Origin of the sequence: Streptomyces termitum, from assembly GCF_014650175.1 — a bacterium.
Lineage (GTDB): Bacteria > Actinomycetota > Actinomycetes > Streptomycetales > Streptomycetaceae > Streptomyces > Streptomyces termitum.
Genome location: NZ_BMUL01000020.1, coordinates 41,284 through 67,137, shown reverse-complemented (window position 1 = coordinate 67,137; position 25,854 = coordinate 41,284). Strand labels below are relative to the sequence as shown.

The following is a 25,854-nucleotide window of genomic DNA, read 5'->3' as shown; positions in this document are numbered from 1 at the left end:
TTGCCGATTCGCGACGAACGGTGACGGTCCGCGTGCTTTATGTGATGTGCTGGAGACCGGCACTGACAGGGGCACCACCCGCGGGCAGGGTCCGGCGGCACTGACCGGGGGAGCGAGGGAGGGGCGCGTCATGGGGGCGGAGCAGATCAGGCGCTGGGATTCGGGCGCGCTCGCGCACGCCGTCTCCGATCCCTTCGGCCAGGGCCCGCTGCCCTGGCTGCGCGGTTCGGACAACTACTTCGACGGCACGGGCCAGCTCGTGCCCTGGTACGCCGACGAGACCCTGGCCCGCGGCGGTTCGGGCGGCCCGCGCACGGCCGACGACGTCCGCCGGCAGATCAAGGGCTTCGCCTCCGGCGGCGCGGTCGCGCCCGGCGAGTCGATCGATTTCCACATCACCGTGGACCCGCCGCAGAACTTCTCGGTCGACGTCTACCGGATCGGCCACTACGGCGGCGACGGCGCTGCGAAGATCACCACGAGCCCCCGGCTCCCCGGCATCGTGCAGCCGCCGCCGCTCACCGCCGACCGCACGGTCTCCTGCCACCACTGGTGGCAGTCCTGGCGGCTCCAGATCCCGAGCTACTGGTCGATCGGCGCGTACGTCGCGGTGCTCACCACCGCCGACGGCTACCGCTCGCACATCCCCTTCACGGTCCGCGACTCGCACCCGGCGGACCTGCTCCTCGTCCTCCCGGACATCACGTGGCAGGCGTACAACCTCTACCCGGAGGACGGGCACACCGGTGCCAGTCTCTACCACGCCTGGGACGAGGAGGGGCGGCTGGTCGGCGAGGAGGAGGCGGCCGTCACCGTCTCCTTCGACCGGCCGTACGCGGGCGCGGGCCTGCCCCTGCACGTGGGCCACGCCTACGACTTCATCCGCTGGGCCGAGCGGTACGGCTACGACCTGGCGTACGCGGAGACCCGCGACCTGCACGCGGGCCGGGTGGACCCGGCGCGCTACCGGGGCCTGGTCTTCCCCGGCCACGACGAGTACTGGTCGGCGCCGATGCGGAAGGCCGCCGAGCGCGCCCGCGACCAGGGCACCTCCCTCGTCTTCCTGTCCGCCAACACCCTGTACTGGCGGGTGGAGCTGGGCCCCTCGCCGTCCGGGGTGCCGGACCGGCTGCTGACCTGCCGCAAGCGGCGCGGTCCCGGCCGCCCCGCGCTCTGGCGCGAGGTGGACCGGCCCGAGCAGCAGCTCCTCGGCATCCAGTACGCGGGCCGGGTCCCCGAGCCGCACCCGATGGTGGTGCGCAACGCGGAGCACTGGCTGTGGGAGGCGACCGGCGCGGGCGACGGGGACGAGCTGCCGGGCCTGGTCGCGGGCGAAGCCGACCGCTACTTCCCGCGCACCGCGCTCCCCGAGCACCAGGGCCGGATCCTGCTGGCCCACTCGCCCTACCGGGACGGCGAGGGGGCGCTGCGGCACCAGGAGACGAGCCTCTACCGGGCGCCGTCGGGGGCGTGGGTCTTCGCCTCCGGCACCTTCGCCTGGTCGCCGGCGCTGGACCGGCCGGGCCACGTCGACGCCCGGGTGCAGCGCGCCACCGCGAACCTCCTGGACCGCATCTGTAAGAGGGACTGACCGGGCCCGGCCGCGTGCGCGCGAGGCGCGTGCGAGAGAATCGGACCGTTCCTGGATCAACCTACGCGGAGGAACCGTGTCCGGATTCGTAGAAAAGCCCGAGCCCGTCGAGGTTCCGGGCCTGACCCACCTGCACACGGGCAAGGTGCGCGACCTGTACCGGAACGAGGCCGGTGACCTCGTGATGGTGGCGAGCGACCGCATGTCCGCGTACGACTGGGTGCTGCCCACCGAGATCCCGGACAAGGGCCGGGTGCTCACCCAGCTCTCGCTGTGGTGGTTCGACCAGCTCGCCGACCTGGTCCCGCACCACGTGCTCTCCACCGAGCTGCCGGCCGGCGCCCCCGCCGACTGGGCGGGCCGCACCCTGATCTGCAAGTCGCTCGCCATGGTCCCGGTCGAGTGCGTGGCGCGCGGCTACCTGACCGGTTCCGGGCTCGCCGAGTACGAGGTCTCCCGGACGGTCTGCGGCCTCGCGCTGCCCGAGGGGCTGACGGACGGCTCCGAGCTGCCCGCGCCGATCTTCACCCCGGCCACGAAGGCCGCCGTCGGCGACCACGACGAGAACGTGTCGTACGAGGAGGTCGCCCGCCAGGTCGGCGCCGAGACGGCCGCCCTGCTGCGCCGGACCACGCTCGCCGTCTACGGCCGGGCCCGGGACGTCGCCCGCGAGCGCGGGATCGTGCTGGCGGACACCAAGTTCGAGTTCGGCTTCGACGGGGAGACCCTGGTCCTCGCGGACGAGGTCCTCACCCCGGACTCCTCCCGCTTCTGGCCGGCCGACCAGTGGCGGCCGGGCCGCGCCCAGCCCTCGTACGACAAGCAGTTCGTGCGCGACTGGCTGACCTCCCCGGCCTCCGGCTGGGACCGCAGGAGCGAGCAGCCGCCGCCGGCGCTCCCGCAGGAGATCGTGGACGCCACCCGCGCCAAGTACCTGGAGGCGTACGAGCTGCTGACCGGCACCACCTGGTCCGGCTCCTTCTGAGACGGCGGGGCCGGTACGGACTCCGTACCGGCCCTCCGGCCGTCTCTCCCCGGGCACACGAAGAAGGCCCCGGTTCCTGAGAACCGGGGCCTTCACGCTGAGCGGACGACGAGATTCGAACTCGCGACCCTCACCTTGGCAAGGTGATGCTCTACCAACTGAGCCACGTCCGCATGCGCCGTAGCGCGCTGCTAACTATACCCAACCTTTCGACCGTGCGAGACGCACCGCCGCATGACGGTTCTCCGCACCGAGCTTCGCGGCGGCGGAGGAGAGGTAGTTGCGGACGGTCCCCGGGGAGAGCGCGGCCCGCTTGGCGATCTCCGCGACGGGGGCGCCGTCGGCGGCGAGTTCGAGCACCTCGGCCTCGCGGGCGGTCAGCGGGGAGTCCCCGGCGGCGATCGCGTCGGCGGCCAACTCGGGGTCGACGTAGCGGTTTCCGGCGTGGACCGTACGGATCAGCTCGGCCAGCCGCTGGGCGCTGACGGTCTTCGGGGCGAAGCCGCGCACGCCCGCCGCGAGGGCCCGCTTGAGGTGGCCGGGGCGGCCGTGGCTGGTCACGATCATCGTGCGGCAGCCGGGGAGTTCGTCCCGGATCGATGTGGCCACGGTCACACCGTCCGCGCCGGGCATCTGGAGGTCGAGGACGGCGACGTCGGGCCGGTGGGCGCGGGCCATGGCGAGCGCCTCGGGGCCGGTGGCGGCCTCCGCGACGACGACGAGGTCGTCCTCCAGGGCGAGCAGGGCGGCGAGCGCGCCGCGGATCAGGTGCTCGTCGTCGGCGAGCAGGACGCGGACGGGCTCGGTCACGCGACCGTCACCTCTTCCTCGGTCGGGTCGGTCGGGTCGGTCGGGCGGGACGCGTGGTCCGGATCGGCCGGGCCGGTCGAGTCGCCTGGATGGTTCGGGGCGGCCGGACCGGCGGGCGTGGTGCGGGGTGTCGGTACGGCGGTGGGCAGCGGCACGCGCGCGGTGACGCGGAAGGAGTGCGGGGCGGCCGGTCCGGCCTCCAGGGCGCCGTCCACGGCGCCGAGCCGCTCCCGGAGCCCGGCGAGGCCGGAACCGGTCCGGCCGGGGGTGTCGGAGCGGGTGTCCGCCCCGTCGTTCTCGACGGTGAGGACGGCCTCGCCCGCCTCCGTGCGGAGGGTGATCGCGCAGTGGCGGGCGTCGCCGTGGCGCAGCACGTTGGTGGTGGCCTCGCGGACGACCCAGCCGAGCGCGGACTGGACCGCGGCGGGCAGGGCGACGGCCTCGGCGGCGGGGGCGTCGACGGCGCAGTGGATGCCCGCGGCGTCGAGGACGCCGCGGGCGCCCTCCAGCTCGACCCGCAGGTCGGCCTCGCGGTAGCCGCGTACGACCTCCCGGACCTCGCGCTGCGACTCCCGGGCGATCCGCTGGACCTCGACCATCTGGTCCACGCCCTCGGGGCGGCCGCGCCGGGCGAGCTGGACGGCGAGTTCGCTCTTGAGGGCGATCACCGCGAGGTTGCGGCCCATGACGTCGTGCAGGTCGCGGCCGAAGCGGAGCCGTTCCTCGGCGACGGCGAGCCGGGCCTTGAGGTCGCGGGAGCGTTCCAGCTCGTGGACGACGCCGAGCAGCCAGGAGGAGAAGCCGCAGGCGGAGGCGATGGCGCTGCCGCCGACGAAGACGGCGACCGCGGTGGCGGTTCCCTCGGCCAGGCCGTGGCCGAGGAGGACGACGGGCAGGGCGGTGACGAGGGCGGCGGCCCCGGCGGTCCAGGCCAGCCGGCGGACTCCCTCGATGCAGAGGGAGAGCGAGCCGACGCTGAAGACGGCGGTGCCGACGACCACGGCGCCGTTCACGGAGGCGTCGGGCAGGGCCCCGGTCGTCCACAGCACGATGATCAGGAGGTTGGCGGCGGCGGTCACGACGGCGAGGGCCGCCGCGAGCCGGACGGGCCGGGGGCGGGTGCCGCTGGTGTGGTCGAGGGAGCGGGAGGCGAGGGCCGCGCAGAGCACGGCGTGGACGAGGACCCACAGGCAGATCCCGGCGGCGCCGGCGGAGCCGAGGGGGCTGTCGTCGCCGCGGCCGAGCGGTACCGCGCCGAAGGCGGCCACCTCCAGCGGTACGAACGTGTGGAAGGTCCACCGGGTGTACAGCTCGACCTTTCCGGCGATGCTGCGCCGGGACCACCATCCGGTCATCGCGGACATAGGTCCGTCCCCCGTCTCCGTACGTTTTCCACGTTCTTCGCGTGCGCGCGTGCGTGCCGCTCGCTAGCGCCGGGGCTCCCAGCGGAACCAGCGGCGGACCGCCCACCCCGTCAGGACCGCCCAGGCCACTGTATTGAGGGCGGCCGTCAGCAGACTGCCCGACTGGGCGGTACCGAGCCAGCCGGCCCGGACGAACTCCATGACGCCGCTGAGCGGCAGCAGGTCGGAGAGGTCGGCGGCGAGGCCGGGAAGCGCGTCGCGGGGGACGAAGAGGCCGGAGCCGAAGGCGGAGACGAGGAACAGCGGCAGGGTGGTCAGGCCGGCGCTCTCGACGCCCCGGGTGATGGAGGTGGTGACGGCGGCGAGCCCGACGAGCAGCGCGATCATGCCGAGCATGCCGAGGATCAGCAGGTCGGGGCGGGTGGGGGCGTCGGCGTTGAGCAGGGTGAAGCCGCCGACGGTGAGGATCGCGCACTGGGCGAGTGCGATGGCGGTGCCCGGCAGGGCGGAGCCGGCGAGGATCTCGGCGTCGGTGGCCTCGCCGGTGCGCAGCCGCTTGAGGACGAGCTCCTCGCGGCGGGCGACGAGGCTGGAGGTCAGGCTCATGTAGACGACGAGGAGCAGGACGGTGCCGGTGCCGCCGATGACGGTGGCGGCGCTGAGGGGGATGCCGAGGGTGGCCTCGTCGACGCCCTTGAGGCTGGTCCGCATCAGGAAGATCATCAGCAGCGGCATGAGGACCGCGATGAAGAGGTTGTTGCGGTTGCGGCCGAGGAGGGTGAGCTCGGCCCGGCCGAGGGCCGCGAGCCGGGTGGCGGTGGTGGAGGCCCGGCCGGCCCCGGCCGCGCCGCCCGTACGCGCGGGCGTGTGCGTGTCCGTGTGCGTCTGCTTCTGCGTGCTCATCGGGCTGCGGTCTCCTTCGGGGCGGCCGGGGCGTCGGTGTCCTCCGTGCGGGAGGCGATGTCGAGGAAGGCCTCTTCGAGGGAGGCGGAGCGGGCGTCGAGCCCGCCGAGGCGGACGCCGTGCTCACGGGCCCAGCCGAGGAGGTCGGCCAGGTCGTCCTGGAGGGCGTGGGTACGGATCTCGATCCTGGTTCCGTCGGCGGCGGCCCGCAGCCGCGTGGGCAGGTGCGCGGCGGGCACGTGGGCCGGGAGCGTGAAGCGGATCCGGGCGGGCTGGGCGGCGGTGACCTCGGCGGGGGTGCCGGAGAGGACGATCCGGCCCCGGTGCATGATCGCGAGCCGGTCGGCGAGGGTTTCGGCCTCCTCCAGGTAGTGCGTGGTGAGGAGGACGGTGGTGCCCTGGTCGCGCAGGGCGCGGACGAGTTCCCAGGTGTCGCGGCGGCCTTCGGCGTCGAGGCCGGTGGTGGGCTCGTCGAGGAAGAGGACCTCGGGGCGGCCGAGGAGGGCGCAGGCGAGGTCGAGGCGGCGGCGCTCGCCGCCGGACAGCTGCTTGATCCGCACCTTCTCGCGGCCGGTGAGGCCGACGGCGGCGAGCGCCTCCCCGGTGGGCCGTGCGCCGCTGGTGCAGCCGGCCCACATGCGGATGGTCTCGGCGACGGTCAGGTCGGAGGGGAAGCCGCCCTCCTGGAGCATCACGCCGATGCGGGGGCGGACGAGACCGCGCTCCCGGTACGGGTCGTGGCCGAGGACCCGGGCGGTGCCGCCGCTCGGGGCGGCGAGGCCCTCCAGGAGTTCGACCGTGGAGGTCTTGCCGGCGCCGTTGGTGCCGAGCAGGGCGAAGACCTCGCCCCGGGCGACGGAGAAGGTGAGGCCGCGCACGGCCTCGAAGCCGCCGCCGTAGCCGCGCTTGAGGTCGGTCGCCTCGATGGCGGGGGCCTCGGCGGCGGGCGCCTGGTGCTCGGTGGCCGGGGTGCGGGCTTCGTCTGTCATGGCTCAAGCCTCCCGCCGCCGGGTGCCCCCGGGCAGTGCGCGGTGTCATGAGCCGCACTGACAAATGTCATGGGCGCGCGGGGCGGGGAGGGCGAGGGGAGGAGGAAATGCAGAAGGCCCCGGTTCCTGAGAACCGGGGCCTTCTCCCTGAGCGGACGACGAGATTCGAACTCGCGACCCTCACCTTGGCAAGGTGATGCTCTACCAACTGAGCCACGTCCGCATTGCTCCCGACCGGCTTTCACCGGGCGGTGCGAGCACCACTCTACCTGATCCACCGGAGTGGTCGGGAAGTGTGATGCAGAGCGGGTGACAGGGATCGCACACTGCGCCTTCCCCCTGGAAGGGGGCTGTTCTGCTACTGAACTACACCCGCACGCTGTCGTGGGACTCGGCTTTTCGGCCTTGCCCCTCGGCGTGATCCAGACTCTAGCGGATCATCGGGGGTGGAATGCAAATCGGCTCCGGGGCGGGGGCCGGCCGGGGGCGCGGGGAGGTGCGGGGAGCCGCGCTGTGGATCCAGGATCCCGGATCCCGGATCCACGATCCTGGATCCACCACGAGCCCCGCCCCACACCCTCAGCTCGCCTCGCGGAACGCCTCGTACACGCGCTTGGGGATGCGGCCCCGGGCGGGGACGTCCATCTTGTTGGACTGGGCCCAGGCGCGGACCGCCGCCGGATCGGGGGCGAGGGCGGTGTGCTTGTAGGTGACCGTGCTTCCGGTCACACCGGCGGCCGCCTTGCCGGTGAGCTTCCGGCCGGCCGCGAGGTAGGGGGCGAGGGCCTCGCGGAGTTTCTCTGCATTGGCAGCATTCAGGTCGATCTCGTACATCTTCCCGTCGAGGCCGAAGGCGACCGTTTCCGCTGCTGCTCCACCCTCGATGTCGTCGGAGAGGGTGACCACGACTCGCTGTGCCACGGATATCGGTCCTTTCCTGTGGCCCGCCGCCGTATCGGAGACTGGGGTACGTCTCTGACGTGCGGTGATGCCGGGCCTATGGCCGTCCAGGGACAATTCTGCCCGCCTCTGGAAACATTTGTACAGCGCACGGCGTCGCATTGTGAAGCCCTGGCAATTGTCCCCGCGTGTCCCGGGCAATCGCGAGTGCAATATTTCACGCGCATTTCATGTGGGGGCGGCCGGTGGGGCCGGGTGGCGGAGGTTTGCGTACCGGTCTTGATCGTTCCGGCTTCCTTCCTGGGCTTTTGGAGGATCCTTCAGATCTCTACCCGCGTAGAATTTGGAGGCAGGTACGCTGAGGGAACCGCCCACGCAACACACCACCGGGAGTGCCAGTGGCACGCGTCGTAGTCGACGTCATGCTCAAGCCGGAGATCCTCGACCCGCAGGGACAGGCGGTGCAGCGTGCACTGCCCCGCCTCGGGTTCGCCGGAATCGCCGACGTCCGTCAGGGGAAGCGCTTCGAGCTGGAGGTGGAGGGACCGGTCGACGACGCCGCCCTCGCCCGCATCCATGAGATGGCCGAAACCTTCCTTGCCAACACCGTGATCGAAGACTTCGTCGTGAAGGTCGAGTCGTGACCGCTCGCATCGGCGTCGTCACCTTCCCCGGCACGCTCGACGACCAGGACGCGCTGCGCGCCGCCCGTCTCGCGGGCGCCGAGCCCGTCTCGCTGTGGCACCGCGACAAGGACCTCAAGCAGGTCGACGCCGTGGTCCTCGCCGGCGGCTTCTCCTACGGCGACTACCTGCGGGCCGGCGCCATCTCCCGCTTCTCGCCGGTGATGGAGACGATCATCGAGCAGGCGAAGGCGGGCATGCCCGTCCTCGGCATCTGCAACGGCTTCCAGATCCTCACCGAGGCCCACCTGCTGCCGGGCGCGATGCTGCGCAACAACCACCTCCACTTCATCTGCCGCGACCAGAAGCTGCGGGTGGAGAACGCGGAGACCGCCTGGACCTCGGACTACGTCCGGGGGCAGGAGATCGAGGTCCCGCTCAAGAACATGGACGGCCGGTACGTCGCCGACGAGCGGGTGCTCGACGAGCTGGAGGCCGAGGGCCGGGTCGCGTTCCGCTACCTGGACGTGAACCCGAACGGCTCGCTCCGTGACATCGCCGGCATCACCAACGCCGCGGGCAACGTGGTCGGCCTCATGCCGCACCCCGAGCACGCCGTGGAGCCGCTGATCGGCACCGGCAAGACCGACGGCCTCGGTTTCTTCACCTCGATCCTCAAGAAGCTGGTCAACGCCTGATGAGCCTCGACACCGTCAAGCACGCCACCGACACGCCCGACGTCGAGCAGCCCTGGAAGGAACTCGGCCTCAAGGAGGACGAGTACGCGCGCATCCGCGAGATCCTCGGCCGCCGGCCCACCGGCGCCGAGCTCGCGATGTACTCGGTCATGTGGTCCGAGCACTGCTCCTACAAGAGCAGCAAGGTCCACCTGAAGCAGTTCGGCGAGAAGACCCCGCAGAACGACGCCATGCTCGTCGGCATCGGTGAGAACGCGGGCGTCGTGGACGTCGGCCAGGGGTACGCGGTCACCTTCAAGGTCGAGTCGCACAACCACCCCTCGTACATCGAGCCCTACCAGGGCGCGGCCACCGGCGTCGGCGGCATCGTCCGCGACATCCTCGCCATGGGCGCCCGCCCGGTCGCGGTCGTGGACCCGCTGCGCTTCGGCGCGGCCGACCACCCCGACACCAAGCGCGTGCTGCCCGGTGTCGTCGCCGGCATCGGCGGCTACGGCAACTGCCTGGGCCTGCCGAACATCGGCGGCGAGGTCGTCTTCGACTCCTGCTACCAGGGCAACCCCCTGGTCAACGCCGGCTGCATCGGCGTGATGAAGCACGAGGACATCCACCTCGCCAAGGCGTCCGGCCCCGGCAACAAGGTCATCCTGTACGGCGCCCGCACCGGCGGCGACGGCATCGGCGGCGTCTCGGTCCTCGCGTCCGAGACCTTCGACGACACCAAGCCGGCCAAGCGCCCGGCCGTCCAGGTCGGCGACCCGTTCCAGGAGAAGCTCCTGATCGAGTGCACCCTGGAGATCTTCCAGGAGAAGCTCGTCGCGGGCATCCAGGACCTCGGCGGCGCCGGTCTCTCCTGCGCCACCTCCGAGCTGGCCTCGGCCGGTTCCGGCGGCATGCGGGTCGACCTGGAGAAGGTCCACCTGCGCGACGCGACGCTCTCGCCCGAGGAGATCCTCATGAGCGAGTCGCAGGAGCGCATGTGCGCGATCGTCGAGCCGCAGTACGTCGACCGCTTCCTGGAGATCTGCGAGAAGTGGGACGTCATCGCCGTCGTCATCGGTGAGGTCACCGAGGGCGAGCGCCTGGAGATCTTCTGGCACGGCGAGCAGATCGTGGACGTGCCGCCGCGCACCGTCGCCCACGAGGGCCCGGTCTACGAGCGCCCGTACGCCCGTCCGGAGTGGCAGGACGCGCTCCAGGCCGACGACGCCGCGAAGCTGCCCCGGCCGCAGACCGGCGCCGAGCTGAAGGACCAGGTCCTGAAGCTCGTCTCCTCCCCGAACCAGGCGTCGAAGTCCTGGATCACCGACCAGTACGACCGCTTCGTGCAGGGCAACACCGTCCTCGCGCAGCCCGAGGACGCGGGCATGGTCCGGATCGACGAGGAGTCGAACCTGGGCGTCGCCATGGCGACCGACGGCAACGGCCGCTACGCGAAGCTCGACCCGTACGCGGGCGCGCAGCTCGCGCTGGCGGAGGCGTACCGGAACGTAGCCGCGACCGGTGCCAAGCCGCTCGCCGTCTCCGACTGCCTGAACTTCGGCTCGCCCGAGGACCCGGCCGTCATGTGGCAGTTCGCCGAGGCCACCCGCGGTCTCGCGGACGCCTGCTTCGAGCTCGGCACCCCGGTCACCGGCGGCAACGTGTCGCTGTACAACCAGACCGGCGACGTGGCGATCCACCCGACGCCCGTCGTGGCCGTCCTCGGTGTGATCGACGACGTGAACCGGCGCACGCCGATCGCCTTCGCGGAAGAGGGCCAGCTCCTCTACCTGCTGGGCGACACGCGAGAGGAGTTCGGCGGTTCGGCCTGGTCCGAGGTGGTCCACCAGCACCTCGGCGGCCTCCCGCCGGCCGTGGACCTCGACCGTGAGCGGCTGCTCGGCGAGATCCTGATCTCGGCCTCCCGCGACGGCATGATCGACGCGGCGCACGACCTGTCCGACGGCGGTCTCGTGCAGGCGGTCGTCGAGTCCTGCCTGCGCGGCGGGAACGGCGCGCGCCTGGTCGTCCCCGACGGCCTGGACGCCTTCACCCTCCTCTTCTCCGAGTCGGCGGGCCGCGCGGTCGTCGCCGTCCCGCGCAGCGAGGAGCTCCGCTTCACCGACATGTGCGGTGCGCGGGGTCTGCCGGTGACCCGCGTCGGCGTCGTCGACGGCGACGCGGTCGAGGTGCAGGGCGAGTTCAGCCTCTCCCTGGAGGAGCTGCGCACCGCCCACGAGACGACGATCCCGGGCCTCCTGGCCTGACGGACCGTCCCTCCCGTCCCACGAGAGAACCCCCGTCCCGAGAGGGCGGGGGTTTTCCCGTACCCCGTTGTACGGATCGGCGTAATAGCGTAATCTCGTGATTATGGAAACGCGTACGGAACGGGACGGGACCGGGCTGGCGGAGCGCCTCACCGCGCTGGAAGCCCGTGTCGCGGCCCTGGAATCCCCCGCGCCCCCGCCTCCGGCCGCGGAGTACGAGGGCGACTTCTGGGCCCTCGACGGCTGGAAGGACCGCCTGGCGGCGAGCGGCGGCCCCGACGGCGGGGTCCTCTACACCGGGGCCGTCCGCCTCCCCACCGGGGAGCGGTACGAGTGGCAGACCGGCGCCCTCACCGCCGACCTCCTCGACGAGGAGGGCCCCGCCGAGTCCCTCGCCGCCCTCGGCCATCCGGTACGGCTCCGGCTGCTGCGCGAGATCCTCGGCGGGCGGCGCACGGCGGCCGAGCTGTCCGGACTCGAGGACCTCGGCACCACCGGGCAGATCTACCACCACCTGCGCCAGCTCACCGCCGCGGGCTGGCTCCGCGCGGCCGGCCGCGCCCACCACGAGGTCCCCCCGGAGAGAGTCGTCCCCCTGCTGGTCGTCCTCGCGGCCGCCCGCCGCTGAACGCGCTCCCCGACCGAGTGGTCCCGACAGAGGAGAAGGTCATGGTCACGTCCCCGCGCAAGGTCTGCTCCGTCCTCCACCGCCTCCTCTGGGCCGTCTTCGTCGCCCAGGCGCTCGCCTCCCTCCTGGTCGACCTCCCGTACTCCTACGCCGCGGGCTGGCTGCCCGCCGTCGCCGCCGTCCTGCTCGGCACGGGCCTGTCGCTGACGGCCCGCCGTGCCGAGGCCGCCGCGGTGGCGCGCGGACCGGTCGAGGTGGCGCCGCCGGTCGCCGGGACCTGGTCCGCGCTGAACAGCCCGGCCGACCGGGTCCCCAGCCACGGCACCCGGGCATACGGGCAGGCGTACGCGATCGACATCACCGCCGAGGACCCGGACCGGCCCCGGCCCGCCTTCGCCTGGTTCGGGCCGCCTGCCCGCCGCCCGGAGGCATACCCGGCCTTCGGCGCGCCGCTGTTCGCGGTGGCGGACGGGACCGTCGTGCGCGCCGAGGACCGCCTGCGCGACCACCGGGCGCGCTCCTCGCTCCCCGGTCTGCTGTACCTCCTGGTCGTGGAGTCCCTGGTGCGCGCGGTCGCGGGAGTGAGCCAGGTGACGGGCAACCACCTGGTCCTCGACCTCGGCGACGGGACGTACGCGCTCTACGCCCACCTGCGGCGCGGCTCGCTGCGGGTCCGGCCCGGGGACCGGGTCGCGGCCGGGCAGCTGCTCGCCGCCTGCGGGAACTCGGGCAACTCCAGCGAGCCCCACGTCCACTTCCAGCTGATGGACGCCCCCGACCCGGACACCGCCTCGGGCATCCCGTTCACCTGGCGCGGCGTCGGCGTCCCGCGCGGCGGCGAGGTCTTCACCGCCCCGCCGCCCCCCACCGAAGACCGGCCCCCGGCGCAGGCCCCGACCCCTACCGAAGACCGGGCCCCGGCCCAGACCTCGACCCTTGCTGAAGACCGGGCCCCGGCCCAGGCGCAGGCCCAGACCTCGACCCCCACCGAAGACCGGCCCCCGGCCTCGTCCCCGCCCCGGACCGAGACCCAGTCCCAGCCCCCGGCCGAGACCCAGTCCCCGACCCCGCCCCAGACCCAGGCCGAGGCCCAGTCCCCGACTCCGGCCCCGGAAGACGCCCGTCCCGCCGGCCGGATCGACCGCCCTCGCCGGCGTCCGGGAGGTGTCGTACCGGAGCGCTAGCCTCGGCGCATGCCTCCTGCCAGGAAACGCGCCCGCAGCTACGACCCCGTGAAGATCCGGACCGCCGTGTCCGCCCAGTTCGGGCACGTGCGGGACGCGGTGCTCGCGCTGCCGCCGGAGGCCCTCGACGCCCCGACCCGGCTCGGCGCCTGGACCGTGCGGGACCTGGCCGGGCACCTGGCCGCGGCCCTCGGCGCGGTCGTCCGGGGGCTGGAGGGCCCCGAGCCCGCCCGCCGCGAGCTGCTCCTGCCCGACTGGCCCGCCGCCACCGCGACCGCCGCCGCCCGCATCGACGAGGACACCCGCGCCGCGGGCCCCGCCGACCTCCCGGCCCTGTACGCGCACACCGCCGGGCGGTACGAGGAGCTGGTCGCCGGCGCGGACGGGGACCGCCTCGTGCCGACCCGCTTCGGCGCCATGACCCTCGCCGACTTCCTCGTCACCCGCACCGTCGAGCTCGTCGTCCACACCGACGACCTGGCCGCCGCCACCGGCACCGCCGTCCCCCACGACCGGCAGGCGCTCGCCGCCGCCACCCGGCTTCTCGCCGACGCCCTCGCGGCCAGGGCCCCCGGCGGCGCGGTGGAGGTCCGCGTCCCCCCGTACGCCGTGGTGCAGTGCGTGGAGGGCCCCCGGCACACCCGGGGCACCCCGCCGAACGTCGTCGAGACCGACCCCCTCACCTGGATCCGCCTCGCCACCGGCCGGACGACCTGGGCCGAGGCCCATGACGCCGCCCGGGTCGCCGCCAGTGGAGAGCGCGCCGACCTCACGGCCTTCCTGCCCGTGATGGGCTGAACGGGGGGATCGTCCGGCGGAGGGAACCCCGCCGTCCCCCGCCGCGTCCCACCGGCATGCCGAAGCCGCGCCGCACCCTCGAAGCCTCCGCCCTGCTGGCGGCCCCGCTCGTCCTCCTGCTGGCCGCCTGCGGCCAGGGCGCGGGCGGGGGCGCGGGCGGCGCCCCCGATCCGGACCTCCCGGTCACCGGCACCCGGTGGACCGTCGGGGCCGTCACCGTCGACGGGACCCGCTCGGCGGCCCCGGAAGGGACGCTGGTCGAGTTCACGGCGGACGGCCGGGTGCGCGGGAGCACGGGGTGCAACGACTTCGGGGCGAAGGCCGGGCTGTCCGGACGGCGGCTGACCGTCGGGCCGGTGGAGGTCACGGAGAAGGGCTGCCCGGCGGACCGGCAGCGGTTCGAGGCCGCCTTCCTGGCGGCGCTCGGCGGCGCTCCGGGGGGCGGACTGGACGGCGAGCTGAAGGACGGCGCCCTGACCCTCGCTTCCCTGGACGGGGCGAAGCGGCTGGAGCTGGCGGCCGCGCCCGCCGTGCCGCCGGCCCCGCTGCGCGGCACGGTCTGGCGGATCGACGGCCTGGTCGCGAAGGAGTCGGTCTCCTCGCTCCCGGCGGGCAGCGGGGAGAAGGCCCGGTTCACGGTGGGCGCGGACGGCCGGACGACCGGCAACCTCGGGTGCAACAACTTCTCGGCGGCGGCCGAGGTCGACGAGCGGGCCCGGACCCTCGTGGTCGAGGGCCCGGCCGCGACCACCCGGATGATGTGCGCGAGCCCCCAGATGGGTCTGGAGACGAAGCTCTACGCGCTCCTCGACGGCCGCCCCCTCACGTACCGGATCGAGGGCCGCGTCCTGACGCTCACCGATGCCTCGGGGGAGGGGCTGACGGCCCGCGCCGAGGGTGCGGAACAGGCCGGTCCACGCGCGTAGTCCACGCGCCGGACACCCTCCGGACAGGGCCCGGGACTGCGTTCTGCGTCACATCGCGGGCGGTCCTGGGGGCTGGTACGGGCGGGTGTCCGGGCCGGCTCCCGGGGCCCGGAGCCCTTATCGCGCCTGGCTTGTAGGCCCCTCCAAGTTCGCGACGATCTTTTGGTGCGAACGTACGAGCGGCGCCTACGCTCCGTATCCCCAATTCGGACCAGTGGTCGAGGTCCCCTAGACTCGAAGACGTGCCACGTGGTGACGGTCGACTCAATCACGACCTGCTCCCCGGCGAGAAAGGCCCCCAGGACGCGTGTGGCGTCTTCGGTGTCTGGGCTCCGGGTGAAGAGGTCGCAAAGCTCACGTACTTCGGGCTCTACGCCCTCCAGCATCGGGGTCAGGAATCCGCGGGAATCGCGGTCAGCAACGGCTCCCAGATCCTCGTCTTCAAGGACATGGGCCTCGTGTCCCAGGTCTTCGACGAGACCTCTCTCGGTTCCCTCCAGGGTCATATCGCGGTCGGTCACGCCCGCTACTCGACCACCGGGGCCTCCGTGTGGGAGAACGCCCAGCCGACCTTCCGGGCCACCGCCCACGGGTCCCTGGCGCTCGGCCACAACGGCAACCTGGTGAACACGGCGCGGCTGGCCGAGATGGTCGCCGCCCTTCCCAAGAAGGACGGCCGCGCCACCCAGGTCGCCGCCACCAACGACACCGACCTGGTCACCGCGCTCCTCGCGGGCCAGGCGGACGAGGACGGCAAGCCGCTCACCATCGAGCAGGCGGCCACGAAGGTCCTCCCCGAGGTCCGGGGCGCCTTCTCCCTCGTCTTCATGGACGAGCACACGCTCTACGCCGCCCGCGACCCGCAGGGCATCCGCCCGCTGGTCCTCGGCCGGCTGGAGCGCGGCTGGGTGGTCGCCTCGGAGACCGCCGCCCTCGACATCTGCGGCGCGACCTTCGTCCGCGAGGTCGAGCCGGGCGAGCTCATCGCGATCGACGAGAACGGCATGCGCACCTCGCGATTCGCGGAAGCGAAGCCCAAGGGCTGTGTCTTCGAGTACGTGTACCTGGCCCGCCCGGACACCGACATCGCCGGCCGGAACGTGTACCTCTCCCGCGTGGAGATGGGCCGCCGCCTCGCGAAGGAGGCGCCCGTCGAGGCCGACCTGGTCATAGCGACGCCGGAGTCCGGCACCCCCGCCGCCATCGGCTACGCGGAGGCGTCCGGCATCCCCTTCGGCGCCGGCCTGGTGAAGAACGCCTATGTGGGCCGCACCTTCATCCAGCCCTCGCAGACCATCCGCCAGCTCGGCATCCGGCTCAAGCTGAACCCCCTCAAGGACGTCATCAAGGGCAAGCGCCTGGTGGTCGTCGACGACTCGATCGTCCGCGGCAACACCCAGCGCGCCCTGGTCAAGATGCTCCGCGAGGCCGGCGCGGCCGAGATCCACATCCGGATCTCCTCGCCGCCGGTCAAGTGGCCCTGCTTCTTCGGCATCGACTTCGCCACCCGCGCGGAGCTGATCGCCAACGGCATGTCCATCGAGGAGATCGGCAAGTCGCTGGGCGCGGACTCGCTCTCGTACATCTCCCTCGACGGGATGATCGAGGCGACCACCATCCAGAAGCCGAACCTCTGCCGTGCCTGCTTCGACGGCGAGTACCCGATGGAGCTGCCCGACCCGGAGCTGCTCGGCAAGCAGCTCCTGGAGACCGAGCTGGCCGCCGGTCCGGCGGCCACCGCGGCCTCCGAGGCACTCCGCCGTCCGTGAGCCCCCGCTGCACCCCCGCAGTGACGACACGAAAGCTCTCACACCATGTCTGAGACCACCGGTGCCAGCTACGCCTCTGCGGGCGTCGACATCGAGGCGGGCGACCGCGCCGTCGAGCTGATGAAGGAGTGGGTGAAGAAGACGCAGCGCCCCGAGGTCCTCGGCGGCCTCGGCGGTTTCGCCGGCCTCTTCGACGCCTCCGCCCTCAAGCGCTATGAGCGTCCGCTGCTCGCCTCGGCCACCGACGGCGTCGGCACGAAGGTCGACATCGCCCGCCAGATGGGCGTGTACGACACCATCGGCCACGACCTGGTCGCCATGGTCATGGACGACATCGTCGTCTGCGGCGCCGAGCCGCTCTTCATGACCGACTACATCTGTGTGGGCAAGGTCCACCCGGAGCGGGTCGCCGCCATCGTCAAGGGCATCGCCGAGGGCTGCGTCCTGGCCGGCTGCGCCCTGGTCGGCGGCGAGACGGCGGAGCACCCGGGCCTCCTCGGCCCGGACGACTTCGACGTCGCCGGCGCGGGCACCGGCGTGGTGGAGCACGACCGCCTGCTGGGCCCCGACCGCATCCGTACGGGGGACGCGGTCATCGCCATGGCCTCCTCGGGTCTTCACTCCAACGGGTACTCGCTCGTCCGGCACGTGGTCTTCGACCGCGCCGGGATGCGCCTCGACCAGCAGGTCGAGGAGCTGGGCCGGACCCTCGGCGAGGAGCTCCTGGAGCCCACCCGGATCTACTCGCTGGACTGCCTGGCGCTCACCCGGACCACCGAGGTGCACGCCTACAGCCACATCACCGGCGGCGGCCTCGCGGCCAACCTCGCCCGGGTCGTCCCGGACGGGCTGCACGCCACCGTGGACCGCTCCACCTGGACCCCGGGCGCGATCTTCGACCTGGTCGGCACCGCCGGCCGGGTGGAGCGCCTGGAGCTGGAGAAGACCCTCAACATGGGCGTCGGCATGATGGCCGTCGTCCCCGCCGAGTCGGTCGACGCGGCCCTGACGACGCTGGCCGACCGGGGGCTCGACGCCTGGGTCGCCGGCGAGATCACCGAGCGCGGCGACAAGCCCTCCGGCGCCGAGCTGGTGGGCGACTACGCGCGGTAGACCGCTCGGAGCACGTACGCAGGAGAGGGGCCCCGGGAAAGCCTCCCGGGGCCCCTCTCCCGCGTCTCTCTCCCGCCGCCGTGCTCCGTGCTCCACGCGCCGTCTCCGCCGCGGCAGCACGAAAACTCGGCCCGGGATGCCCCGGGCCGAGTTCCGGCGTTCAGAAGGTCAAGCGCGACGCCGAGGCGACTGCGGACCGGACTGGTCGTCCTCGTCCTCGTCATCGTCGGTGTTGTAGAGATCCGCGTACTGCGCGTACGGGTCGTCTTCCTCGTCGTCGTCCTCGAACGGCTCGCCATTCGGCGGCTGGCTCGAAGTCGAAGCGCCCAGCTCATTGGCCAGACGCGACAGGTCAGTCCCGCCGCTGCTGTACTTCAGCTGGCGGGCGACCTTGGTCTGCTTGGCCTTTGCCCGGCCGCGCCCCATGGCTCGACCCCCTCGGTGACGGGGCTCTCTGGCCCCAGAGTCTTGACACGCGTTCATGATGCGAAACGGGCTCTCGATGGAGAGACCGGTCCGTAGGGCTTCAACGGTACCTGTTTCCGCGGGTCTACGGTACGCCGTGCGCATCACATACCCCGGTACAGAACCATCGAGGTGCCCTTTCCTCGCTGGTCAGTCGCGATTTTAACCTCTTCTGGGGGTACGACCCGCCGACCGGGGTGAGCGAAGTCTCCCGGACGGCGGGCCGTCGGGGCCCGGGGGCCGCCCGGCTCAGGCGCGCCGGGCCTCCGCCATCCGCTGCTCGGCGATCCGGTCGGCGGCCGCGGCCGGCGGAATGCCGTCCGCCTTCGCACGTGCGAAGATCTCCAGGGTGGTGTCGAAGATCTTCACGGCCTTCGCCTTGCAGCGGTCGAAGTCGAAGCCGTGCAGCTCGTCGGCGACCTGGATCACGCCGCCGGCGTTCACCACGTAGTCCGGCGCGTAGAGGATGCCGCGCTCCACCAGGTCCTTCTCGATGCCCGGGTGGGCGAGCTGGTTGTTGGCCGCGCCGCAGACGATCCGGGCCGTGAGGAACGGCACGGTCTCCTCGTTGAGCGCTCCGCCGAGCGCGCACGGCGCGTAGACGTCGAGGCCCTCGACGCGGATCAGCGCGTCGGTGTCGGCGACCACGGTGACCTGGGGGAACTTCTCGGTGATCCGGCGCACCGACTCCTCGCGGACGTCGGTGACGTAGACCTCGGCCCCGTCGGAGACCAGGTGCTCGACCAGGTAGTGGCCGACCTTGCCGACGCCCGCGACGCCGACCTTCCGGCCGCGCAGGGTCGGGTCGCCCCACAGCTCCTGGGCGGAGGCGCGCATGCCCTGGAAGACGCCGAAGGCGGTGAGGACGGAGGAGTCGCCGGCGCCGCCGTTCTCGGGGGAGCGCCCGGTGGTCCACCGGTTGGTCCGCGCGACGACGTCCATGTCGGCGACGTAGGTGCCGACGTCGCAGGCCGTGACGTACAGGCCGTTGAGGGAGGCGACGAAGCGGCCGTAGGCGAGGAGCAGCTCCTCGCTCTTGATCTGCTCGGGGTCGCCGATGATCACGGCCTTGCCGCCGCCGTGGTCGAGGCCGGCCATGGCGTTCTTGTACGACATCCCGCGGGCCAGGTTGAGGGCGTCGGCGACGGCCTCGGCCTCGGTGGCGTACGGGTAGAAGCGGGTGCCGCCGAGGGCGGGGCCCAGGGCGGTCGAGTGGAGGGCGATGACGGCCTTGAGGCCGGTGGCGCGGTCCTGGCAGAGGACGACCTGCTCGTGTCCCCCCTGCTCCGAGTGGAACAGGGTGTGCAGGACGCCGTCGGATGCAGCGGTCACGGTGGTGACTCCCGGGTACGAAGCGGCGGAAGGTCCGCCCCTGTGGGTGGGGGGAGGACCATTGCGCCATGAGGTTAAGTCCTACCTGGGCGTAAGGGGGGCGGAGTGGGCCGGATCACCCTCTTGTGAGGGAACCGCGTGGAAGGATTCGCGGCATGTCGGTCGACTCCACGCTGCTCGTCCCGTACGCCTCGTATCTGCGTGTCTACGAGCCGCTGGCAGCCTTCCCCGAGCCGGAGCGGACCCACTGGGCGCGGTACGCCCGCCGGGCGGGTGCCCCGGGGGCGCAGGAGGAGCTGCGGCGGTCGCTGGCGGACCTGGTGCCGGTGCCGCCGGTGCCGGTCCCGGTGCACGAGAGCGGCGAGGCGTTCGTGGCGCACCTGGACGGGGTGGTGGTGGTCTGCCCGTGGCGGACCCGGCTGCGCGGCTGGCTGGCGCTGCGGGAGCTGGTGGCGGAGGGCGGGCTGCCGGCGCCGGTCCTGGACGCGATGCTGCCGCCGGTGGTGCGGGCCCAGGTGGAGGCGGACCACGAGCGGTGGCTGGCGCGGAACCCGGACGCGCGGCCGTGGATCCGGACGGCGGTGTGGCAGGTGCCGCTGCGGTGGTTCGCCCTCTTCGGGGACGAGGAGCGGCGGTACGAGGCGGGGGACCGGGCGGCGGGGCGGGCGCCGGTGCTGTGCTACCGGACGACGATGGCGCAGGCCCGGCGGCGGCTCGCGCGGGCGCTGCGGGCGCTGCGGGACTCGGTGGACGAGGGGCCGCTGACGCGGGGTCTGATCGACGTGGGGCGCTGGCTGGAGGAGTTCCATCCGCGGGCGCTGGTGGAGCTGGACTACGGGGGCCTGGTGCACGCGGTGGCCGAGGAGCGGCTGGCGGCGGACCGGTCGGCGGCGGACGTGGCGGCGGGGCTCGCGGCGCTGCGGGCGGGGGACGACGAGGCGGCGGGCGAGGTGTACGCCCGGCTGTCGGAGCGCTGGCGGGCCGTCAGGGACCTGCGCCGTGCGAATTGACATAGGTCGGGCATCTTCGTCAGGTGTGCATGGACAAGACATGTGCCCCGGGGGTAAATGATCATCAGGGGTGGCTGGCCGGAAGGTTCTGGCCGGATCCGGTGGGACGTTGGTCCTGAACCGGGCCTTTGAGTCAAGCGTGACGGACAGCACTAAACGCACCCTTGCGTCGATCACCCTCCCTCGTGCCAAAATAGGACAAGGAGTCCGGGGAGGGTTCCTTCCGCCCAACTTTGGGCGGAACGCTCAGCATTGCACTCTATGGGGGGTCTCTGGGGACTCCTGATCGCCCTGTGACTGATCGTCACAACGGCGTGACTGTCCGCTATGGCATGGTCAGTCGACTTCCGCCACTGATGAACACCTGCGAGGGCAATTCCATCGGTTTGGCCGACGCGGCTGGACGGATGGTGTAGTTGTAGTGCCGAGGACAAGCCGTTCGTCCTATAACCGACTCGGCCCGCTTCTGCCATTTCGGGCAAGGCGGGTCAAGGTGCAGAATTTAGAGGAAAGAACCGAGAAGGTTCGGTTCTCCCGAGGAGGCCGCTCATGACCGCTCGCACCCCTGATGCCGAGCCGCTGCTGACCCCTGCCGAGGTCGCCACCATGTTCCGCGTGGACCCGAAGACGGTGACTCGCTGGGCCAAGGCCGGCAAGCTCACGTCCATCCGCACCCTGGGTGGGCACCGTCGTTACCGCGAGGCCGAGGTCCGCGCCCTGCTTGCGGGCATTCCGCAGCAGCGCAGCGAGGCCTGAGGCAGCAGCAGCACCCCGCACCACCCGTAGTACCGGGCACGTCCGGATCCCCCAATCCGGCGCCCGTCCCACAGCTTTGCCGGCGGTTCCTGCCCCAACAGGCCACCGTCACCGATCGCGCTGGACTCCGCCGGGTCCAGCGCGTTCGTCGTCTCCGGGCCCGGTCCGCGTCCCCCCGGCCGCCGGGGGAGAGTCCGGACGGCGGTGCAATTGCACATATTAAATTGAGTCGTTGTAGGAGACGCGTAAGTGAGGGGGTTTCTGAAACGCCTTCAGTGACTCCCGTCACACTGCTCAAGGCTTGCCACGGACAAGCCTCCCACCCGGGAGGGCGGGCCGGGCGCGCCGATGGTCACGGGCCGGAAGGACTTTCGTCCCCCGTTCGAGTGGAGCCGGACCCTACCGCCGCACGACGAAGAAGGCCCGCATCGACACGATGCGGGCCTTCTCTGAAGCGATCCTGACGGGACTTGAACCCGCGACCTCCACCTTGACAGGGTGGCGAGCTAACCAACTGCTCCACAGGACCTTCGCAACCGTTTGTGCTTGGCTGCGAGGAAAACTGTACAGCAGGTCAGCGGTCTGGTCGAACTCACCGGCGGGGGGTGCCCCGCCACCGCGACACCCCCCGCCGGACCGGCCCCCGCGGCTATCGCACGGCCTGCGGGACCGCCGCGTCGACGGCCTTCACGATGCGCTTGTCCGAGACCGGGTACGCCGTTCCCAGCGCGTGCGCGAAGTAGCTGACGCGCAGCTCCTCGATCATCCAGCGGATGTCCGTGACCTCCGCCGGCACCGGCCGACCCTTCGGGAGCTGCTCCAGGAGCCACGCGTACTCGTCGAGCATCTCGTGGACCTTCTCCATGCGGGTGGTGTCCCGCTGGACGCCGGTGGGCATCTGCTGGAGCCGCCGGTCCACCGCCACCAGGTAGCGCATCAGGTCCGGCAGCCGCTTCAGGCCGGTGCGGGTCACGAAGCCGGCCGGCACCAGCCAGTCCAGCTGCCGGCGCACGTCCTGGAGGTTCGGCAGCAGCGCCGGGCTGCTCGCCGTCTTCAGGCGCCGCTCGCACGCCTGCCAGGCGGCCAGCACCTGCCGCACCTGGTCCACCGTGCGGATCGTCAGCTCGACCAGGTCGGCGCGGACCCTGTCGTACAGCTTCCGGAAGGACGCCTCGTCCCACGCGGGGCCGCCGTGGTCCGCGATCAGCTTGTCGGCGGCGGCGGTCGCGCAGTCCTCGAAGAGGGCCTGGACCGAGCCGTGCGGGTTCGCCGACAGGGCCAGCTTCTGCTGGTTCGTCAGCCGGTCGGAGGCGAACTTCGCCGGGTTCACCGGGATGTTCAGCATGATCAGCTTCCGGGTGCCGCGCCACATCGCCGGCGCCTGCTCGGCCTCCGAGTCGAAGAGCCGTACGGCGACCGAATCGCCCTCGTCGGCCAGCGCCGGATACGCCTTCACCGGCTGGCCGCCGCGCTTGGTCTCGAAGACCCGGGGGAGCGTCCCGATCGTCCAGTCCTTCAGCCCCGTGCGCTCCAGGGAGGGCCCGGAGCCGTCCGGGCCCGCCGTGGCCGCCTGGGCGGCCTTGGAGAGCGCCTGGCGGGCCTTGGGGCGCAGCTTCAGGCGCAGCGTCTCCAGGTCCTTGTCCTCGGCCAGCTTCCGGCGCCGCTCGTCGACGATCCGGAAGGTGATCTTGAGGTGTTCGGGGACCTTCGCCCAGTCGAAGTCCTCGGCCGCGACCGGCACGCCGACCATCCGCTGGAGCTCGCGCGCCAGCGCCGCCGTCAGCGGCTCCTGCACGGGCACGACCGCGTCCAGGAAGCGGCCCGCGAAGTTCGGGGCGGGCACGTAGTGGCGGCGGATCGGCTTCGGCAGCGAGCGGATCAGCTCGGTGACGACCTCCTCGCGCAGGCCGGGGATCTGCCAGTCGAAGCCCTCGTCCGTCACCTGGTTGAGCACCTGGAGCGGCACGTGGACGGTCACGCCGTCCGCGTCCGCGCCCGGCTCGAACTGGTACGTCACCCGGAACTTCAGCGCGCCCTGCCGCCACGAGTCCGGGTAGTCGTCCTTGGTGACGGCCCCGGCCTTCTCGTTGATGAGCATCTCGCGCTCGAAGTCGAGGAACTCCGGCTCCTCGTGCCTCTTGTGCTTCCACCACGAGTCGAAGTGGGCGCCCGACACGACGTGCTCGGGGACCCGCTTGTCGTAGAAGTCGAAGAGGGTCTCGTCGTCGACGAGGATGTCCCGGCGCCGGGCCCGGTGCTCCAGCTCCTCGACCTCGGTGAGCAGCTTGCGGTTGTCGGCGAAGAACTTGTGGTGGGTGCGCCAGTCGCCCTCCACCAGGGCGTTGCGGATGAACAGCTCGCGGGAGACCTCGGGGTCGATCCGCCCGTAGTTGACCTTCCGGTCGGCGACGATCGGGACGCCGTACAGGGTCACCTTCTCGTACGCCATCACGGCCGCCTGGTCCTTCTCCCAGTGCGGTTCGCTGTACGTCTTCTTCACCAGGTGCTGGGCGAGCGGCTCGATCCACTCGGGCTCGATCCGGGCGTTGACCCGCGCCCACAGCCGGGAGGTCTCCACCAGCTCGGCGGACATCACCATCCGCGGCGGCTTCTTGAAGAGGGCGGAGCCCGGGAAGATCGCGAACTTGGCGTTGCGCGCGCCCAGGTACTCGTTCCGGGTGCCCTCGCGCCGGCCGTCCTTCGGGGCGCCCTCCTTGGCGTCCTTCACGTCCTTGAGGCCGATGTGGCTGAGGAGGCCGGAGAGGAGGGAGACGTGGATGGCCTGCTCGGGGAAGGTCTCGTCGTCCCGGGGCTCGGTGAGGTGGATCCCCATCTGCTTGGCGACCGTGCGCAGCTGCGAGTAGATGTCCTGCCACTCGCGGATGCGCAGGAAGTTCAGGTACTCCTGCTTGCACATCCGGCGGAAGGAGCTGGACCCGCGCTCCTTCTGCTGCTCGCGGACGTACCGCCACAGGTTGAGCAGGGAGAGGAAGTCGCTGGTCTCGTCCTTGAAGCGGGCGTGCTGCTGGTCGGCCTGGGCCTGCTTCTCGGAGGGCCGCTCGCGCGGGTCCTGGATGGACAGGGCCGCCGCGATGACCATGACCTCGCGGGCGCAGCCGTTCTTGTCGGCCTCCAGGACCATGCGGGCGAGCCGGGGGTCGACGGGCAGCTGGGCGAGCTTCCGGCCCTGCTGGGTGAGCCGCTTCTTGGGGTCCTTCTCGTGCGGGTCGAGCGCGCCGAGCTCCTGGAGGAGCTGGACGCCGTCCCGGATGTTGCGGTGGTCCGGCGGGTCGATGAAGGGGAACTTCTCGATGTCGCCGAGGCCGGCCGCGGTCATCTGGAGGATGACGGAGGCCAGGTTGGTGCGGAGGATCTCGGCGTCGGTGAACTCCGGCCGGGTGAGGAAGTCGTCCTCGGAGTAGAGCCGGACGCAGATGCCGTCGCTGGTGCGGCCGCAGCGGCCCTTGCGCTGGTTGGCGCTGGCCTGGGAGACGGCCTCGATGGGGAGGCGCTGGACCTTGGTGCGGTGCGAGTAGCGCGAGATGCGGGCGGTGCCCGGGTCGATCACGTACTTGATGCCGGGGACGGTCAGCGAGGTCTCGGCCACGTTGGTCGCGAGGACGACGCGGCGGCCGGAGTGCGCCTGGAAGACGCGGTGCTGCTCGGCGTGGGAGAGCCGGGCGTACAGCGGCAGGATCTCGGTGTCGCGGAGCTTCTTCTTGGTGAGCGCGTCCGCGGTGTCGCGGATCTCCCGCTCGCCGGAGAGGAAGACCAGGATGTCGCCCGGCCCCTCTTTCTGGAGCTCGTCGACGGCGTCGCAGATGGCGGTGATCTGGTCGCGGTCGGCGTCCTCGGAGTCCTCTTCGAGGAGCGGCCGGTAGCGGACCTCGACGGGGTACGTCCGTCCGGAGACCTCGACGATCGGGGCGTCGCCGAAGTGGCGGGAGAAGCGCTCCGGGTCGATGGTCGCCGAGGTGATGACGACCTTGAGGTCGGGGCGCTTCGGCAGGAGCTGGGCGAGGTAGCCGAGCAGGAAGTCGATGTTGAGGGACCGCTCGTGGGCCTCGTCGATGATGATCGTGTCGTAGGCGCGCAGCTCGCGGTCGGTCTGGATCTCGGCGAGCAGGATGCCGTCGGTCATCAGCTTCACGAAGGTCGCGTCGGGGTTCACCTGGTCGGTGAAGCGGACCTTCCAGCCGACGGCCTCGCCCAGCGGGGTCCGCAGCTCCTCGGCGACGCGCTCGGCGACGGTGCGGGCGGCGAGCCGGCGGGGCTGGGTGTGGCCGATCATGCCCCGGACGCCCCGGCCCAGCTCCAGGCAGATCTTGGGGATCTGCGTGGTCTTCCCGGAGCCGGTCTCGCCGGCGACGATCACGACCTGGTGGTCGCGTATCGCCTCCAGGATCTCGTCCTTCTTCTGGGAGACCGGGAGCTGTTCGGGATAGGTGACCGCGGGCACGCGGGCGGCGCGCCCGTCGACGCGCTCCTTGGCCTTCGCGGCCTCGGCGGCGATCTCGTCCAGGACGGCGGCGCGGGCCTCGGGCTTGCGGATGCGGCGGGCGCCTTCGAGACGACGGCCGAGCCGGTGGGAGTCCCGCAGCGAGATCCCGGCCAGGACGGACTGGAGGGCGGCGAAGGAAGTAGACATACGGACCCCAGGATCGCACCTGCGGGCGAGAACCGGCGAACCGATTTACCGGCCGCCCGGGGGCCGTTTCGCGGTGGTCCGACCCCCTTGGGAGCGGAGTGTGACGGGCCCCT

20 protein-coding genes, 4 tRNA genes and 1 pseudogene are annotated in these 25,854 nt (G+C 72.1%); 13 read left to right on the top strand and 12 right to left on the bottom strand.

The window, feature by feature from the left end:
- Window positions 1–130: 130 nt before the first annotated feature.
- Together IE219_RS28085 and IE219_RS28080 are read left to right on the top strand one after the other, a co-directional pair.
- The gene (locus tag IE219_RS28085; RefSeq protein WP_189982535.1) at window positions 131–1,591 is read left to right on the top strand and encodes a N,N-dimethylformamidase beta subunit family domain-containing protein; all 1,461 of its coding nucleotides are present in this window, start codon (window positions 131–133) and stop codon (window positions 1,589–1,591) included.
- Window positions 1,592–1,667: 76 nt separating this feature from the next.
- The gene (locus tag IE219_RS28080; protein ID WP_189982533.1) at window positions 1,668–2,576 is read left to right on the top strand and encodes a phosphoribosylaminoimidazolesuccinocarboxamide synthase; all 909 of its coding nucleotides are present in this window, start codon (window positions 1,668–1,670) and stop codon (window positions 2,574–2,576) included.
- Window positions 2,577–2,676: 100 nt separating this feature from the next.
- On the opposite strand, the gene IE219_RS28075 is transcribed toward IE219_RS28080, so the two are convergent.
- The 8 genes from IE219_RS28075 to IE219_RS28040 form a co-directional block, all read right to left on the bottom strand.
- Window positions 2,677–2,749, bottom strand: a tRNA-Gly gene (locus tag IE219_RS28075).
- A gap of 22 nt (window positions 2,750–2,771) precedes the next feature.
- Window positions 2,772–3,386 carry a response regulator transcription factor gene (locus IE219_RS28070; protein WP_189982531.1) on the bottom strand — a complete coding sequence of 205 codons (615 nt, stop codon included), beginning with the start codon at window positions 3,384–3,386 and terminating at the stop codon, window positions 2,772–2,774.
- Window positions 3,383–4,750, bottom strand: a complete 1,368-nt coding sequence (locus IE219_RS28065) for a sensor histidine kinase (protein WP_189982529.1) — start codon at window positions 4,748–4,750, stop codon at window positions 3,383–3,385. Before IE219_RS28065 ends, IE219_RS28070 begins: the two co-directional genes overlap by 4 nt.
- Before the next feature lie 63 nt (window positions 4,751–4,813).
- Window positions 4,814–5,653 (bottom strand): ABC transporter permease, encoded by an 840-nt coding sequence (locus tag IE219_RS28060; RefSeq protein WP_189982527.1) that lies wholly within the window; start codon window positions 5,651–5,653, stop codon window positions 4,814–4,816.
- Complete coding sequence (locus IE219_RS28055) at window positions 5,650–6,642, bottom strand: ABC transporter ATP-binding protein (RefSeq protein ID WP_189982525.1); 993 nt, start codon at window positions 6,640–6,642, stop codon at window positions 5,650–5,652. Before IE219_RS28055 ends, IE219_RS28060 begins: the two co-directional genes overlap by 4 nt.
- A gap of 150 nt (window positions 6,643–6,792) precedes the next feature.
- Window positions 6,793–6,865, bottom strand: a tRNA-Gly gene (locus IE219_RS28050).
- 81 nt (window positions 6,866–6,946) lie between these two features.
- Window positions 6,947–7,018, bottom strand: a tRNA-Gly gene (locus tag IE219_RS28045).
- A 203-nt stretch (window positions 7,019–7,221) separates the two neighbouring features.
- Window positions 7,222–7,563, bottom strand: coding sequence for a histone-like nucleoid-structuring protein Lsr2 (locus IE219_RS28040; protein ID WP_189982523.1), 342 nt, complete (start codon window positions 7,561–7,563; stop codon window positions 7,222–7,224).
- A 377-nt stretch (window positions 7,564–7,940) separates the two neighbouring features.
- Here IE219_RS28040 and purS point away from each other — a divergent pair, with 377 nt between their 5' ends.
- The 9 genes and pseudogenes from purS to purM all read left to right on the top strand — a co-directional run bounded on the left by purS (window position 7,941) and on the right by purM (window position 17,530).
- Entirely contained in the window at window positions 7,941–8,186 is a 246-nt protein-coding gene (gene purS / locus IE219_RS28035) for a phosphoribosylformylglycinamidine synthase subunit PurS (RefSeq protein ID WP_015035032.1), read from the top strand.
- Window positions 8,183–8,863, top strand: a complete 681-nt coding sequence (purQ, locus tag IE219_RS28030) for a phosphoribosylformylglycinamidine synthase subunit PurQ (RefSeq protein ID WP_189982520.1) — start codon at window positions 8,183–8,185, stop codon at window positions 8,861–8,863. The genes purS and purQ overlap by 4 nt, the downstream gene beginning before the upstream one ends.
- Complete coding sequence (gene purL / locus IE219_RS28025; RefSeq protein WP_189982518.1) at window positions 8,863–11,112, top strand: phosphoribosylformylglycinamidine synthase subunit PurL; 2,250 nt, start codon at window positions 8,863–8,865, stop codon at window positions 11,110–11,112. Before purQ ends, purL begins: the two co-directional genes overlap by 1 nt.
- A gap of 103 nt (window positions 11,113–11,215) precedes the next feature.
- A complete protein-coding gene (locus IE219_RS28020; RefSeq protein ID WP_189982516.1) occupies window positions 11,216–11,740 on the top strand; it encodes an ArsR/SmtB family transcription factor in 525 nt (174 codons plus the stop codon).
- A gap of 41 nt (window positions 11,741–11,781) precedes the next feature.
- Window positions 11,782–12,600, top strand: a pseudogene (locus tag IE219_RS28015) (M23 family metallopeptidase); the annotation flags it as partial.
- A 333-nt stretch (window positions 12,601–12,933) separates the two neighbouring features.
- The gene (locus IE219_RS28010) at window positions 12,934–13,722 is read left to right on the top strand and encodes a sterol carrier family protein (protein WP_189982514.1); all 789 of its coding nucleotides are present in this window, start codon (window positions 12,934–12,936) and stop codon (window positions 13,720–13,722) included.
- A 56-nt stretch (window positions 13,723–13,778) separates the two neighbouring features.
- Window positions 13,779–14,648 carry an META domain-containing protein gene (locus IE219_RS28005; protein ID WP_189982512.1) on the top strand — a complete coding sequence of 290 codons (870 nt, stop codon included), beginning with the start codon at window positions 13,779–13,781 and terminating at the stop codon, window positions 14,646–14,648.
- Window positions 14,649–14,890: 242 nt separating this feature from the next.
- The gene (gene purF, locus IE219_RS28000; protein ID WP_189982510.1) at window positions 14,891–16,417 is read left to right on the top strand and encodes an amidophosphoribosyltransferase; all 1,527 of its coding nucleotides are present in this window, start codon (window positions 14,891–14,893) and stop codon (window positions 16,415–16,417) included.
- Between the two features lie 45 nt (window positions 16,418–16,462).
- Window positions 16,463–17,530, top strand: coding sequence for a phosphoribosylformylglycinamidine cyclo-ligase (gene purM / locus IE219_RS27995; RefSeq protein WP_189982509.1), 1,068 nt, complete (start codon window positions 16,463–16,465; stop codon window positions 17,528–17,530).
- A 168-nt stretch (window positions 17,531–17,698) separates the two neighbouring features.
- Here the strand turns inward: purM and IE219_RS27990 are convergent, their stop codons facing one another.
- Complete coding sequence (locus IE219_RS27990) at window positions 17,699–17,956, bottom strand: DUF3073 domain-containing protein (RefSeq protein ID WP_189982506.1); 258 nt, start codon at window positions 17,954–17,956, stop codon at window positions 17,699–17,701.
- Window positions 17,957–18,244: 288 nt separating this feature from the next.
- Window positions 18,245–19,327, bottom strand: a complete 1,083-nt coding sequence (locus IE219_RS27985) for a Leu/Phe/Val dehydrogenase (RefSeq protein ID WP_189982504.1) — start codon at window positions 19,325–19,327, stop codon at window positions 18,245–18,247.
- 155 nt (window positions 19,328–19,482) lie between these two features.
- On the opposite strand from IE219_RS27985, the gene IE219_RS27980 reads away from it, so the two are divergent.
- Complete coding sequence (locus IE219_RS27980; protein WP_189982502.1) at window positions 19,483–20,337, top strand: DUF8083 family protein; 855 nt, start codon at window positions 19,483–19,485, stop codon at window positions 20,335–20,337.
- A gap of 549 nt (window positions 20,338–20,886) precedes the next feature.
- The gene (gene bldC / locus IE219_RS27975; RefSeq protein ID WP_003949541.1) at window positions 20,887–21,093 is read left to right on the top strand and encodes a developmental transcriptional regulator BldC; all 207 of its coding nucleotides are present in this window, start codon (window positions 20,887–20,889) and stop codon (window positions 21,091–21,093) included.
- Between the two features lie 455 nt (window positions 21,094–21,548).
- Here bldC and IE219_RS27970 read toward each other — a convergent pair.
- Both IE219_RS27970 and hrpA read right to left on the bottom strand, forming a co-directional pair.
- Window positions 21,549–21,622: transfer RNA gene (locus IE219_RS27970), tRNA-Asp, on the bottom strand.
- Window positions 21,623–21,742: 120 nt separating this feature from the next.
- Complete coding sequence (gene hrpA, locus IE219_RS27965; RefSeq protein WP_189982500.1) at window positions 21,743–25,741, bottom strand: ATP-dependent RNA helicase HrpA; 3,999 nt, start codon at window positions 25,739–25,741, stop codon at window positions 21,743–21,745.
- Window positions 25,742–25,854 lie beyond the last annotated feature (113 nt).

Excerpts from the sequence above, each read along its gene's own strand:
- IE219_RS28085 (WP_189982535.1), top strand. The coding sequence starts at position 131 with ATGGGGGCGGAGCAGATCAGGCGCTGGGATTCGGGCGCGCTCGCGCAC.
- IE219_RS28065 (WP_189982529.1), bottom strand. The coding sequence starts at position 4,750 with ATGTCCGCGATGACCGGATGGTGGTCCCGGCGCAGCATCGCCGGAAAG.
- IE219_RS28060 (WP_189982527.1), bottom strand. The coding sequence starts at position 5,653 with ATGAGCACGCAGAAGCAGACGCACACGGACACGCACACGCCCGCGCGT.
- IE219_RS28055 (WP_189982525.1), bottom strand. The coding sequence starts at position 6,642 with ATGACAGACGAAGCCCGCACCCCGGCCACCGAGCACCAGGCGCCCGCC.
- purL (WP_189982518.1), top strand. The coding sequence starts at position 8,863 with ATGAGCCTCGACACCGTCAAGCACGCCACCGACACGCCCGACGTCGAG.
- IE219_RS28020 (WP_189982516.1), top strand. The coding sequence starts at position 11,216 with ATGGAAACGCGTACGGAACGGGACGGGACCGGGCTGGCGGAGCGCCTC.
- IE219_RS28010 (WP_189982514.1), top strand. The coding sequence starts at position 12,934 with ATGCCTCCTGCCAGGAAACGCGCCCGCAGCTACGACCCCGTGAAGATC.
- IE219_RS28005 (WP_189982512.1), top strand. The coding sequence starts at position 13,779 with ATGCCGAAGCCGCGCCGCACCCTCGAAGCCTCCGCCCTGCTGGCGGCC.
- purM (WP_189982509.1), top strand. The coding sequence starts at position 16,463 with ATGTCTGAGACCACCGGTGCCAGCTACGCCTCTGCGGGCGTCGACATC.
- IE219_RS27990 (WP_189982506.1), bottom strand. The coding sequence starts at position 17,956 with ATGGGGCGCGGCCGGGCAAAGGCCAAGCAGACCAAGGTCGCCCGCCAG.
- IE219_RS27980 (WP_189982502.1), top strand. The coding sequence starts at position 19,483 with ATGTCGGTCGACTCCACGCTGCTCGTCCCGTACGCCTCGTATCTGCGT.
- bldC (WP_003949541.1), top strand. The coding sequence starts at position 20,887 with ATGACCGCTCGCACCCCTGATGCCGAGCCGCTGCTGACCCCTGCCGAG.
- hrpA (WP_189982500.1), bottom strand. The coding sequence starts at position 25,741 with ATGTCTACTTCCTTCGCCGCCCTCCAGTCCGTCCTGGCCGGGATCTCG.